Consider the following 13,886-nt stretch of genomic DNA (forward strand, 5'->3'; position numbering starts at 1 on the left):
CAGAAAGTTTCGGGTCCTGATGAGGTGGTCATCCGCAGATTGCGACCGCTTCCCCCTGGTCGGATGACCAACTGTGTGCGTACCGTGGGTCCGAATCGGACTTTCCGTGCGCAAGGGAGCGTCAATGAGTCGGACCCGGCACCACCGAGTGCTCGAAACTGTCGGATTCGGCGCGGTGGCAGCTGCCCTCGTCGCCGCCCCGCTCGTGGCGATCGGCCCCGCGGCCGCCGCCGCCGAGTCCGAGGTCGTCCTCGGTCTGGACTTCGACGACGAGACGACCGGCGACTGGACGCGCAGCGGCGAGCCCGTCCTCGGGTACGTCGACGCCGACGGGGGCAAGGCTCTCGAGGTCGCCGACCGCACGACGGACTACGACGGCATCTCCTCGCCCGAGGTCGCCTACGAGGCGGGTGTCGCCTACTCGTTCACGATGCGCGCCCGGCTGCCCGAGGGCACCGAGGGCACGGCAGGCATCCGCTTCGTCGTGGCCGAGGACTACACGTGGGTCGGCAGCACCACGATCAGCGACGACGCGTGGACGACCGTCTCCGGGACGTACACGCCCGCCGAGGACGTGACGCGTGCGGTCTACCTCGGTACGGGTGACCTGTCCGGCACCGAGGCCGGCACGCCGTACACCTACCTCGTCGACGACATCGAGATCACGCGCGAGGGCGAGGGCGCCGAGCCCGAGGTCGTCCTGGCCAGCGACTTCGAGGCGGACGTCGCGCCGTGGGTCGGCCGGGGCGCCGCCACGATCGCGCGCACGACGGACGACGCGCACGCCGGCGAGGCGAGCATGCTCGTGTCCGGCCGGACGGCCGACTGGCACGGCGCGGCGACGCCCATCGCGTCGCTGTTCGCCGCGGGGTCGACGTACGACATCTCGGCGTGGGTCAAGCTCGCGCCGGGCGAGGCGGCCACGACCGTCAAGGCGACCGTCGCCGAGACCCCCGAGGCGTACACGCAGGCCGCCCCCGCGGTCGACGTGACGGACCAGGAGTGGGTCGAGCTCACCGGCACGTACACGCGCGGCGCGGCCGTCACCGGCGGTGACCTGTACCTTGAGGCCGCCGGCGCGACGACGAGCTTCCTCGTCGACGACGTCGTCATCACCGGCCAGACCGTCACCGACGACTGGGAGCCGGACCTCGAGGGCTTCGTCCTCGGCGGCGCGGTCAACCCGACCAGCACGCCCGTGGGCGCTGCGCGCGGCACGGGGAACGTCGCCGCCCTGACGTTCGACGACGGCCCCAACGGCGACGACACCGCCGAGCTCCTCGACTTCCTCGCGGAGAACGACCTGCCGGCGACGTTCTGCGTCATCGGCTCGCAGATCACCGCGCCCGGCGGTGCCGACCTGCTGCGCCGGATCGTGTCCGAGGGCCACACGCTGTGCAACCACAGCAGCGGCTGGGCCGACATGGGCGGGTACACCAAGGCGCAGGTCGAGGCGGACCTCAAGGCCAACCTGCAGATCATCCGTGACGCGCTCGGTGACCCCGAGGCGAAGGTCCCGTACTTCCGCGCCCCCAACGGCTCGTGGGGCCAGACCATCCCCGTGGCGGTCGCGCTCGGCATGCAGCCGCTCGCGGTGTCCAACACCATCAACGACTGGGCCACGCAGGACGAGGCCGAGCTGACGGCCAACCTGCGTACCGCCATGCAGCCGGGCCGCATCGTGCTCGTGCACGACGGCGGGGGAGACCGGGCGGCCTCGATCGCGGCGACCAAGACGGTCGTGACCGAGCGCCTGGCCGACGGCTGGACGTTCACGCTGCCCCAGGGCGGCGCGGACGGTGCGGGCTCCGGTGTGGAGCTGTCCTTCGACTTCGAGGACGGCACGCTGCAGGGCTGGGCGCCGCGCGCCACCGAGGACGGCGCCGCGACGGTCGCCGTGGCCGAGGGCGGGCACGACTCGGCGCACGCCGCGCAGGTGTCCGACCGCGTCCACCAGGGCCAGGGCATCCAGTACGACGTCACCGGGCTGCTGGCCGCGGGCACGACGTACGAGTTCGAGGCGTGGCTCCGGTTCGACGGCACGCCGGGCGACATGACGCTCAGCGCCCGCACCGAGACCGGGGGCACGAGCACCTACGGCAACCTCCTGTCGATCACCGGCGTCACCGAGGAGTGGACCCGCGTCACCGGCAAGTTCTCGCTGCCGGCGTACGAGACGGCCGCCGAGGTCTACTTCGAGACCGCGTGGGACAGCGGCAACCCCGGCAACACGTCGACCTTCCTGGTCGACGACATCACGTTCCGCACGCCGCCGCCGGCGACCATCGAGGACATCACGCCCCTCAAGGAGACCGTCCCGTTCCCGATGGGTGTCGCGATCGACAGCCGTGAGACCCAGGGCGACCCGGGCACCCTCACGCAGCGGCACTTCAACCAGATCACGGCCGAGAACCACATGAAGCCCGAGGCCTGGTACGACGCCGAGGGCGCCTTCCGGATCCACCCCGAGGCGACGGTCCTGATGGACTCGGCCGCGGCGAACGACATGCGGGTCTACGGCCACGTGCTCGTGTGGCACAGCCAGACGCCCGCGTGGTTCTTCCAGGACGAGGCCGGTCAGCCGCTGACGGCGGACGACGCGGGCCAGGCGGTGCTGCGTGAGCGCCTGCGCACGCACATCTTCGACATCGCCGGGAACCTGGCGGGCACCTACGGTGCGTTCGGGTCGGACACCAACCCGCTCGTGGCGTGGGACGTCGTCAACGAGGTCGTGTCCGACGGGGCGGAGAACCCCGACGGGCTGCGCCGCTCCGAGTGGTTCCGGATCCTCGGCGAGGACTTCATCGACCTCGCGTTCCAGTACGCCGACGAGGCCTTCAACGAGGAGTACGCGGCGCCGGGCACCGACCGCCCGGTCGCGCTGTTCATCAACGACTACAACACCGAGCAGTCCGGCAAGCAGGACCGCTACTTCGCGCTGGTCGAGCGGCTGCTCGACCGCGGGGTGCCGGTCGACGGCGTGGGCCACCAGTTCCACGTCAGCCTGTCGCTGCCGGTCTCGGCGCTCGAGGCAGCGATCGAGCGGTTCGAGGCGCTCGACGTGGTCCAGGCCGTCACCGAGCTCGACGTCGCCACCGGCCTGCCGGTGACCGACGCCAAGCTCATCGACCAGGGCTACTTCTACCGCGACGCGTTCGACATCTTCCGGTCGCACGCCGACTCGCTGTTCTCGGTGACCGTGTGGGGCCTCAACGACGGCCGCAGCTGGGTCAACGACAACGGCGCACCGCTGCTGTTCAACGACGACCTGCAGGCCAAGCCCGCGTACTACGGTGCGGCCGGGCAGGACCTGCCGGACCGCATCCGCACGGCAACGGTGTTCGGCGGTCAGGTCGCGCTCGACGAGGACGCGACGTCCGCGGTCGAGTGGCAGCAGCTGCGGCTGCTGGACATCGGCGAGGCGGGCGCGTTCCAGCTCCGCTGGACCGCGGACACCCTCACGGTGCTCGCCGACGTCGACGGCGACGCCGACGCCCTCGAGGTGCAGGTGGGCGACACCACGTACACCTACGCCCGCGACGGCTCGGGGGATGTCGACGGTGTCGACGCCGACCGGACCGGCGGCTGGCGTGCCGTCGTGCACGTGCCGCTCGACGCCGCGGCGGTGGGGACCATCCTGTCGTTCGACGTGCGGGTGGTCGACGGCGACGACGTCACCGGGTGGGCGAACGCCGGCGCGACCGGCACGCTGAGCCTCGTCGAGGAGCTCTCCTTCCACGAGGCCCCGCAGGCCTCGACGGCGCCGGTGGTCGACGGCGACGTCGACGGCGTCTGGGCGGACGCGGAGCCCGTCACGACCTCCAAGCAGGTGTCGGGCACGGGCACGGCTGTCGCCGAGGTCCGGACGATGTGGTCGGACGACACGCTGTACGTGCTCGCCGAGGTCACCGACCCCGACATCGACGTGACGGGTTCCGACCCGTGGATCCAGGACTCGGTCGAGATCTACGTCGACGCCGGCAACTACAAGAACGGCGCGTACCGCCCGCAGGACATGCAGATCCGCGTCTCTGCGGACAACGTCGTCTCGTTCGGCACCGGTGACGAGGCCGCGCAGCGGGCGCGCGTGCAGACCGCGACGTCGCGCACCGACGAGGGCTACCTCGTCGAGCTCGCCGTCGACCTGCTCGACGAGGGCGGCCTCGACACCTTCCACGGCGTGGACTACCAGGTCAACGACGCCAGCGCCGGAGCGCGCCTCGGCATCACCAACTGGGCCGACCCGACCGGTGCCGGCTACCAGTCGAACGCCCGGTGGGGCGTCGTCCGGCTCGTCGCCGCGGAGCCCGCACCGGGCCCCGCGACGGGCGTGCCCGCCAAGCCGCTGCTGTCGCACGACAACTGGGACGGTGACGGCTCCTTCACGGTGACGTCGACGGTGTGGTGGGGGCAGAACGCCCACACGCTGACCCTCCTGGAGAACGGCGCACCGATCGCCACGCAGCGCGTCGTCGACGCGACGCCGAAGGCCCAGACCGCGACCTTCGAGGTCACGGGCAGGGCCAACGGCTCGTACTCCTACGAGGTCGTCGCGACCAACCAGCACGGCTCGACCACGAGCCGCGCCCTCGTCGTGCGGGTCGTCGCCGCGAACCCCGGGATCCCGGTGGTCGTGCACGACAACTGGGACGGCAACGGCAGCTACACGGTGTCGATGCACATGTGGTGGGGCACCAACGCCGACACGTACCGGCTCTACGAGAACGGTGTGCTGGTCGACACCCAGACGCTGACGCCGAACGGCCGCAACCCGCAGCACGCGGGGACGCGGGTCACGGGCCGCGCCAAGGGGATCTACAAGTACACCGTGGAGCTGTCCAACGCGGCGGGGACCACCCGCAGCATGCTCTCGATCCCCGTGGTCGTCTGGCGCTGACCCTCCCGACCCGGCCGGGGTGAGGGCACGACCTCACCCCGGCCCTCCCCGGAGCCCCTCCGGCTGTCCCCCCCGACAGCCGGCGGGGCTCCGTCATTTCGGGACGAACCACCGTGTCCCGTCACCCGAACGGACTATTCTCGAAAGTTGTCGATCTCGATTTTGCAACCATCCGCACAACGGTTCGGGCGCCCCCTGGTCTTTGCGCAGTTCGCCGCATACGGTGGCCCAGCGAATGAGACTTACTGCACGCAAGGGAGCGTCAATTGAGTCAGACCCGGCACCGCAAGGTGCTCGAAACTATCGGCGTCGGGGTGGCAGCCGCGGCTCTCGTCGCTGCGCCGCTCGTGACGATCGGCTCCGCTGCCGTCGCCGCGCCCACCGAGGTGCTGAGCAGCACCTTCGAGACGAGCGTCTCGCCGTGGGTGGGGCGCGGTGACGCGACCGCGGTACGCACGGAGGCGGACGCCCGCACGGGCGCCGGCAGCATGCTCGTCTCCGGCCGGACCTCGAACTGGCACGGCGCGGCGACGTCCATCGCCCCGATCTTCGTGAGCGGCGGGACGTACGAGCTGTCGGCCTGGGTGAAGCTGGCCCCGGGCGAGGCGGACACGACGATCAAGGCCACGGTGGCCGAGATGCCCGAGGCGTACCGGGGCGTCACTACCGACGTCGCGGTGACCGACGACGCGTGGGTCGAGCTCACGGGCACCTACACGCGGGCCGCGACCGTGACCGGCGGTGACCTGTACTTCGAGGCCGCCGGTGCCACGACGAGCTTCCTCGTCGACGACGTGGTCATCGTCGGCGAGGCGCCCGTGGTGACGCCCCCGACTGAGACCGTCGACAAGACGTTCGACTTCGAGGACGGCACCCTGCAGGGCTGGGCCCCGCGCGCGACGGCCGAGGGGCCCGCGACCGTCGAGGTCGTGGACTCGGGCGCCCACGGCGGCACCCACGCGGTCCGCGTCAGCGACCGCGTGAGCCAGGGCCAGGGCCTGCTGCTCGACGTCACCGACGTCCTCACAGCCCACCAGCAGTACGAGTACGAGGCGTGGGTCCGGTTCGACGACGAGCCGGGCGACATCGTGCTCAGCGTGCACACCGTGACCGACGGCGAGAGCACCTTCAGCAACATCGCCACGTCGACCGTGACGACCGACTGGACCCGGATCTCGGGCACCTTCACGATGCCGAGCTTCGGCACCGCGGCCGAGGTGTACTTCGAGACGCCGTACGCCAGCGGCGCTGCGGGCGACACGTCGACGTTCCTGGTCGACGACATCCGGATCACGAGCCCCGAGCTGGAGGTCCAGGACCTCACGCCGCTGCACGAGACCGTGCCCTTCCCGATGGGCGTCGCGATCGACGACCGCGAGACGGTCGGTTCGCCGGGCCAGCTCGCGGCGCGGCACTTCGACCAGATCACGGCCGAGAACCACATGAAGCCGTATGCCTGGTACGCCGCGGACCGCTCGTTCCGCATGGACCCGGTCGCCCGGACCCTCCTGGACACGGCCGTCGAGGAGGACCTGCGGGTCTACGGGCACGTGCTCGTGTGGCACGGCCAGAACCCGGGCCAGGTCGACGCCAACGACGACGGCATCCCGACCACCCCGGGCTGGATGTTCTACGGGGACGACGGCGAGCTGCTCACGTCGAGCGAGGAGGACCAGGCGACCCTGAGCGCGCGCATGCGCACGCACATCTTCTCGGTCGCCGAGGCGATCTCCGACGAGTACGGCCTGTTCGGCTCCGACACCAACCCGCTGGTCGCGTGGGACGTCGTCAACGAGGTCATCGCCGACGGCGGCGAGAACCCCGACGGCCTGCGTCGCTCGCAGTGGTTCAACGTCCTGGGCGAGAACTTCATCGACCTGGCGTTCCAGTACGCGGACGAGGCGTTCAACGAGGAGTACGCGGCCGAGGGCACGGACCGCCCGGTCACGCTGTTCATCAACGACTACAGCACCGAGGCCGTCGCCAAGCAGGACCGGTACTTCGCGCTCGTCGAGCGGCTGCTGTCGCGTGGCGTGCCGCTGGACGGGGTCGGCCACCAGTTCCACGTCAGCCTGACCACCCCGGTCGCCGCGCTCGAGGCCGCGCTCACGCGGTTCGAGGCGCTGCCGGTCACGCAGGCCGTCACCGAGCTCGACGTCGCCACGGGTACGCCCGTGACCGAGGCCAAGCTCGTCGAGCAGGGCTACTACTACCGCGACGCGTTCGACCTGTTCCGCGCCAAGGCAGACTCGCTGTTCTCGGTCACGGTGTGGGGTCTCTACGACTTCCGCAGCTGGGTCGTGAACAACGGCGCGCCGCTGCTGTTCGACGACAACCTCCGGGCGAAGCCCGCGTACTACGGCGCGGCCGGGCTCGACCTGCCGGGTCGGATCGCGTCCGCCGAGTCCTTCGGCGGCGAGGTCGCCGTCGACGAGGCAGCGGTGGACGCACCCGAGTGGGAGCAGCTGCCGTTCGAGCCGATCGGCGAGGAGGGTGTCGCCGGGGGTCTGCAGACCCGCTGGACGGCGGACGCGCTGACCGTGCTGGCCGAGGTCCCGGCGACCACGGACGCCCTGCGCGTCACGCTCGGCGAGGCGACGTACGACGTCCCGCGCAGCGGCGAGGGTGACCTGCCGAGCGTCTGGGCGGAGCACGGCGACGGCCTGCGGGTCGTGCTGCAGGCGCCGCTCGACGGCGCCGACGTCGGCGACGTGCTCGCGTTCAACCTGGGCGTCGTCCAGGGCGAGCAGGTCACGACCTGGTCCGGGGGCGCCGGCTCGCTGTCGCTCATCGAGCCGCTGTCGTACCTCGAGGTCCCGGCCGCGTCCGCGGGCGTCCCCGAGATCGACGGCACGGTCGACGACGCCTGGGAGGGCATCCCTGCCGTCACGACGTCCAAGCAGGTCAACGGTGCAGGGACGGCCACGGCCGCTGTCCGCACGGTCTGGGACGAGGACACGCTGTACGTGCTCGCCGAGGTCACCGACCCCGACGTCGACGTGACGGGTTCCGACCCGTGGATCCAGGACTCGGTGGAGGTCTACCTCGACGCCGGGAACGCCAAGAACGGCGCGTACCGCCCGCAGGACACGCAGATCCGCATCTCGGCGGACAACGCCGTGTCCTTCGGCACCGGTGACCTGGCCGAGCAGGAGGCTCGCGTGCAGACCGCGACGTCGCGCACCGACGAGGGCTACCTCGTCGAGCTCGCCGTCGACCTGCTCGGGTTCGGTGGCGCCAACACCGTCCACGGCGTCGACTTCCAGGTCAACGACGCCACTGGCGGTGGCCGCATCGGCATCACCAACTGGGCCGACCCGACGAGCCAGGGCTACCAGTCGACCGCCCGCTGGGGCGTCGCCAAGCTCATCGCCGGTGAGGTCGAGCCGGTCGAGCCGAGCATCACGCTGAGCCCCGGCCAGGTGCGCGCGGGTGAGCAGGTGCAGGTCACGCTCGCCGGCTTCGAGCCGGGCGCCGAGGTCGCGATCGCGCTCGGTGCGGGCGTCACCGCGACCGGTGCGCTCGGTGGTCCGGGTGCCGCGGTGGCCCCGGAGGGCACGACGCTCCTGGGCACCGTCGTGATCGGCGAGGGCGGCACTGCCGTCACCACCGTGACCGTGCCGGCCTCGACGGCGGCCGGCACCTACCTGGTGAGCGGTTCGGTCGGCGGCACCGTCCTGGCGGACGCCGTGCTCAGCGTCCTCGCGGCGGCACCGGGGGCCGGGTCCGGCACGGGTGCAGGCGCAGGCGCAGGCGCAGGTGCCGGGACGGCGGCCGGGGGCAACCTCGCCGTCACCGGTGCGGGCCTCGGCCTGGCCGGCCTGGCGCTCCTCGTCATCCTCGCCGGCGTCGCGCTGGTCGTGGCACGCCGCCGCGGGATGACCCTCGAGGGGGTGCGCGCGACCCTGCTGCGGCACTGACCCGCACCAGCGGGCCGGGGTGACACGTCACCCCGGCCCACACGGAGCCCCGCCGGCTGACCCCCCCCGACAGCCGGCGGGGCTCTGCCACGCCCCCGTCCGTCCGCGGTCGCCGCCCGGCACCGGGAGCCCCGAGGGAGAGTGCCGCTACCGTGTGGCCCGTGACCGATGCGCAGCTGCCCGCGGACGATACCGACACCGATCGGCGGCCCGACGGCCCCTTGCTCCCCGGCGACCTCGGCCCCGAGCCGCTCGCGATCACGCGCCTCGTCGCGGTCGCCCTCGACGAGGACCTGGGCCCCGCGCCCGGGCGTGACGTCACGACGCAGGCCACCGTCGCCGCCGACGCCCGCGGCCGCGCCGACGTCGTGGCGCGCGAGGCCGGTGCGATCGCCGGGCTCGTCGTCGTCCCCGAGGTGCTCGACCAGGTCGCCGACCGGCTCGACCTGCCGCGCGCCACGGTGACGTGGCACGTCCACGACGGTGCGGTCGTCGAGGCCGGCACGGTCCTGGCCACGCTGGACGGGCCCACGCAGGTGCTCCTCGTCGCCGAGCGCACGCTGCTCAACCTGGTCTCGCGCGCGTCGGGCGTCGCGACACACACGCACCGCTGGACGCAGGCCCTGAGCGGCACCGGGGCGCGCGTGCTCGACACGCGCAAGACGACGCCCGGGCTGCGCGCGCTCGAGAAGTACGCCGTGCGCTGCGGCGGCGGCACCAACAAGCGCATGGGCCTGTTCGACGTCGCGATGGTCAAGGACAACCACGTCGTCGCCGCCGGGTCGGTCGCCGCGGCCGTGCGGGCCGTCCGCGAGCGGTTCCCCGACGTCGCCGTGCAGGTCGAGGTCGACCGGCCCGAGCAGGCCGACGAGGCCCTCGACGCGGGGGCCGACTTCCTGCTGCTCGACAACATGGGGACCGCGACGCTCAGGGCGACGGTCGCGCTCGTCCGCGCGCGCGAGGGCAGCGGCGGGCACGTCGAGCTCGAGGCCACGGGCAACCTCACGCTGGACCGCGCACGCGAGGTCGCGCTGACGGGCGTCGACTACCTCTCCGTGGGGGCGCTGACGCACTCGTCGCCGATCCTCGACGTGGCGCTCGACCTCGACCCGCGATCCGTGACCGCACCCGTGGACGTCTCCGCCGACGTCCCGGCCGGTGCAGCGTCCGCCGCCCCGGCACCCGCCCGGGAGCCGGCTCCGCGCCCGTAGAATCGCCGGGTGACCGCACCCACCGAGCCCGCCACGACCGTGCAGGACCCTGACGCCACCCACCCCGCCGTGGACGACGTCCCCGAGCAGATCCGGGTCCGCAAGGCCAAGCGCGAGCGGCTCCTCGAGGCGGGCGTCGACGCCTACCCGGTCGCGGTCCCGCGCACCCACACCATCGCCGAGGTGCGCGCCGCGTACCCGGACCTCGAGCCGGGCGCCGAGACGGACGACGTCGTGGGCGTCGCCGGCCGCGTCGTGTTCCTGCGCAACACGGGCAAGCTCGCGTTCGCGACGCTGCAGGACGGGGCCGGGACCCGCCTGCAGGCGATGCTCAGCGAGAAGGAGATCGGCGCCGACGCCCTGACCGCGTTCAAGGCCGACGTCGACCTGGGCGACCACGTGTTCGTGCACGGGCGCGTCATCGCGTCGCGGCGCGGCGAGCTCAGCGTCATGGCCGACGAGTGGCGCATGGCGGCCAAGGCGATCCGGCCGCTGCCGAACCTGTACGAGGGCACGGAGATGTCCGAGGAGGCGCGGGTCCGGCAGCGTTATGTCGACCTGATCGTGCGTCCGGGTGCGCGTGAGATGGTGCGGCTGCGTTCGGCCGTCGTGCGGTCGCTGCGCGAGAACTTCTACCGGCGCGGATTCCTCGAGCTCGAGACCCCCATGCTGCAGGTCCGACCCGAGGGTGCGGCGGCGCGGCAGTTCGAGACGCACATGAACGCCTTCGACATCGACCTGTTCCTGCGGATCGCGCCCGAGCTGTTCCTCAAGCGGGCGGCCGTCGGCGGCGTCGAGAAGGTCTTCGAGATCAACCGGAACTTCCGCAACGAGGGCGTCGACTCGACGCATTCCCCGGAGTTCGCGATGCTCGAGGCGTACGAGGCCTACGGCGACTACGACACGATGGCGGCGCTCACGCAGGACCTCGTGCAGACCGCCGCCGTGGACGCGCTCGGCACGACCGTCGTGACGCTCGCGGACGGCACCGAGTACGACCTGGGCGGGCAGTGGACGTCGCTGACGATGTACGGGTCCCTGTCCGAGGCGCTCGGCGAGGAGATCACGCACGACACGTCCGACGAGCGCCTGCTGGCCCTGCTCGCTGCCGCGGAGATCGAGCTGGCGCCCTCGCAGCGCAACCACGGCAAGCTCGTCGAGGAGCTGTGGGAGCACCACGTGGGCTCGACGCTGTGGGCGCCGACGTTCGTGCGGGACTTCCCCGTCGAGACGTCGCCGCTGACCCGCGACCACCGCACCGAGCGCGGCCTCGTGGAGAAGTGGGACCTCTACGTGCGCGGCATGGAGCTGGCCACCGCGTACTCCGAGCTCGTCGACCCCGTCGTGCAGCGCGAGCGCTTCGAGGCGCAGGCCCTGCTCGCGGCCAAGGGTGACGACGAGGCCATGCGGATCGACGAGGACTTCCTCACCGCGATGGAGCACGCGATGCCGCCCTCGGGCGGGATGGGCATGGGCATCGACCGCCTGCTCATCGCCATGACCGGTCACGGCATCCGTGACACGATTGTCTTCCCGCTCGTGAAGCCGCAGGTCTGATGTTGTCATTGATGGAGGTCTCGTGAACGGGTGGGGTGCAGTTCTGGCGGCGTTGCTGCCGTCGGTCGGTGTCGGGCTGATCTTCTGGTACGGCATGCGGGCGATCATCAACGCTGACCGTTCGGAACGTCAGGCGCTCGCGCGCATGGACGCGGACGAGTTCCGGACGGACGTCAAGGAACCCTGAGAATTCGCCGCTCCGTTTGACGCGAACAATCGGGGGTGCGACAGTGGTGATGTCAGCATTTTCCCCATGTCCGGGAGCATTTCATGGCACAGAAGGTGCAGGTCCTGCTGGTCGACGACCTCGACGGCGGGACGGCGGACGAGACCGTGACCTTCGGTCTCGACGGCGTGACGTACGAGATCGACCTCACGTCCGACAATGCCGCCAAGCTGCGTGACGCGTTCGCGCAGTGGGTCGCCAACGCGCGCAAGGTGAGCGGCCGGTCCTCCGGTCGCTCGGCGGGCCGCTCCACGTCCTCGTCGTCGTCGTCGCGCGGTGCGCGCTCGAACGAGGCGCAGGAGATCCGCGAGTGGGCGAAGGCGAACGGGCACCAGGTCTCGGAGCGGGGTCGTATCTCCGCCGAGGTCAAGAAGGCCTACGACGCCGCTCACTGAGCGGGACGTCTCGCGTCACGTCGGGGAGGCGTGACGCACGCGAAGGGGCCGGCACCGCACAGGTGCCGGCCCCTTCGCCGTCCCCGCCCCCTCCCCGGCCCCCCAGGGTGGTCAGAGAGCGATCCAGTTCGCGGTCAGGCCGGGCGGTCGACCGTCAGCTCGCGGGCCGCGGCGTACTGCTCGCGGACGACCGGCGTCGGCTCACCCGTCATGACCTCGGCGCCGGACGACGCCGACCACGCCGGCGGGGCGTCCTGCCCGGACAGCACCCACGCGGCCTGCCGTGCGGCACCGTCGGCGACGTACTCGCCGGGCGTCGGCACCTGCACGTCGACACCCATGACCGACGGGATGATGCGGCGCACGGCCTCGGACTGCGCCCCGCCGCCGATGAGGAACACGCGCTCGACGGGCACGCCCACGGCGCGCATGGCGTCGATGCCGTCGGCGAGCGAGCAGAGCATGCCCTCGACCGCGGCGCGCGCGACGTGCGCGGGCGTCGTGTTCGCCAGGCGCATGCCGTGCAGGGCGCCGGTGGACATCGGCTTGTTCGGGGTGCGCTCACCCTCGAGGTAGGGGATGTGGACCAGGCCGTCGGCACCCGCCGGGGCGGCGAGCGCGAGCTCCGAGAGCCCCGGGTGGTCGACGCCGAGCATCCGGCACGCCGCGTCGAGCACGCGCGACGCGTTGAGCGTGACCGCGAGCGGCAGGTAGGAGCCGGTCGCGTCGGCGAACCCGGTGACGAGGCCGGTGCCGTCGGCGATCGGCGCGGACGCGATGGCCGAGACGACCCCCGAGGTCCCGAGCGACACCGCGACGTCACCCGGCAGCAGGCCCAGCGCGAGCGCGGCGGCGGCGTTGTCACCGGCGCCCGGGCCCAGCACCGGCTTCTTCGCGAACGCGGGCGCGACAGGGCCGGCCTCGTTCGCGGCGAGCACGCGCGGCAGGCGCGGCACGCTGCCCAGCGCACGCTCCAGCAGGTCCGTGCGGTAGTCCTCGGTGAACGGCGACCAGTAGCCCGTGCCCGACGCGTCGGACCGGTCGGTCACGAGCCCGTCGAACCCGACCTCGGCCATGCCGCCCGCGAGCTTCCACGTCAGCCAGTCGTGGGGGAGCGCCACGGCGGCCACGCGCGCGGCGTTCTCCGGCTCGGCGTCGCGCAGCCAGCGCAGCTTGGTCACGGTGAGCGAGGCGACGGGGACGGACCCGATCGCGTCGGCCCACGCCTGGGCACCGGCCACGGCGTCGCCGTCACCGAGCTCGGAGATGAGGTCGCGTGCGGCCTGCGCCGAGCGCGTGTCGTTCCACAGCAGCGCCTCGCGGATGACCTCGCCGTCGGCGTCGAGCACGACCATGCCGTGCTGCTGCCCGCCGACGCTGATCGCCTCGACGTCGTCGAGACCGCCCGCGTCGGCGATGGCCGCCTGCAGCGCGTCCCACCAGTGGTGCGGGTGCACCTCGGTGCCCTCCGGGTGCCGGGCGCGGCCCTGCCGCACCAGCTCACCGGTCCGTGCGTCCCGCACGACCACCTTGCACGACTGCGTGGACGAGTCCACACCTGCCACGAGCGTCATCGCGTGTGCTCCCTTGCGCCAGATGCCCGGCGCTGCCGGGCGTGAGGTGTCCGAGCGGTCGTCGGGCCGGCCCGCTCGGACGTCGGGTGCCGGGACGGGCGACGCC

Annotated in this window: 7 protein-coding genes; 6 read left to right on the top strand and 1 reads right to left on the bottom strand. The window is 72.2% G+C overall.

Annotated features, from left to right (window positions below; translation table 11 throughout):
• Window positions 1-175: 175 nt before the first annotated feature.
• The 6 genes from KKR89_RS03190 (at window position 176) to KKR89_RS03215 (ending at window position 12,206) form a co-directional block, all read left to right on the top strand.
• On the top strand, window positions 176-4,897 hold the full coding sequence (locus KKR89_RS03190; RefSeq protein ID WP_208197830.1) for an endo-1,4-beta-xylanase: 4,722 nt from the start codon (window positions 176-178) through the stop codon (window positions 4,895-4,897).
• Window positions 4,898-5,163: 266 nt separating this feature from the next.
• Window positions 5,164-8,817: an endo-1,4-beta-xylanase gene (locus KKR89_RS03195; RefSeq protein WP_208197831.1), complete on the top strand. Its 3,654-nt coding sequence runs from the start codon at window positions 5,164-5,166 to the stop codon at window positions 8,815-8,817.
• 161 nt (window positions 8,818-8,978) lie between these two features.
• Entirely contained in the window at window positions 8,979-10,028 is a 1,050-nt protein-coding gene (gene nadC / locus KKR89_RS03200) for a carboxylating nicotinate-nucleotide diphosphorylase (RefSeq protein WP_372438593.1), read from the top strand.
• Window positions 10,029-10,097: 69 nt separating this feature from the next.
• Window positions 10,098-11,585: a lysine--tRNA ligase gene (gene lysS / locus KKR89_RS03205; protein WP_208198166.1), complete on the top strand. Its 1,488-nt coding sequence runs from the start codon at window positions 10,098-10,100 to the stop codon at window positions 11,583-11,585.
• 22 nt (window positions 11,586-11,607) lie between these two features.
• Window positions 11,608-11,772 carry a hypothetical protein gene (locus KKR89_RS03210; protein WP_208197832.1) on the top strand — a complete coding sequence of 55 codons (165 nt, stop codon included), beginning with the start codon at window positions 11,608-11,610 and terminating at the stop codon, window positions 11,770-11,772.
• Between the two features lie 83 nt (window positions 11,773-11,855).
• Window positions 11,856-12,206 carry a histone-like nucleoid-structuring protein Lsr2 gene (locus tag KKR89_RS03215; RefSeq protein WP_208197833.1) on the top strand — a complete coding sequence of 117 codons (351 nt, stop codon included), beginning with the start codon at window positions 11,856-11,858 and terminating at the stop codon, window positions 12,204-12,206.
• Window positions 12,207-12,340: 134 nt separating this feature from the next.
• Here KKR89_RS03215 and xylB read toward each other — a convergent pair whose 3' ends face one another.
• Window positions 12,341-13,780 carry a xylulokinase gene (gene xylB, locus KKR89_RS03220; RefSeq protein ID WP_208197834.1) on the bottom strand — a complete coding sequence of 480 codons (1,440 nt, stop codon included), beginning with the start codon at window positions 13,778-13,780 and terminating at the stop codon, window positions 12,341-12,343.
• Window positions 13,781-13,886 lie beyond the last annotated feature (106 nt).

The organism is Cellulomonas dongxiuzhuiae (genome assembly GCF_018623035.1).
Lineage (GTDB): Bacteria > Actinomycetota > Actinomycetes > Actinomycetales > Cellulomonadaceae > Cellulomonas > Cellulomonas dongxiuzhuiae.

Bases quoted from the DNA above. Each gene is read 5' to 3' on its own strand.
- xylB (WP_208197834.1), bottom strand. From the start codon at position 13,780: ATGACGCTCGTGGCAGGTGTGGACTCGTCCACGCAGTCGTGCAAGGTG.
- KKR89_RS03215 (WP_208197833.1), top strand. From the start codon at position 11,856: ATGGCACAGAAGGTGCAGGTCCTGCTGGTCGACGACCTCGACGGCGGG.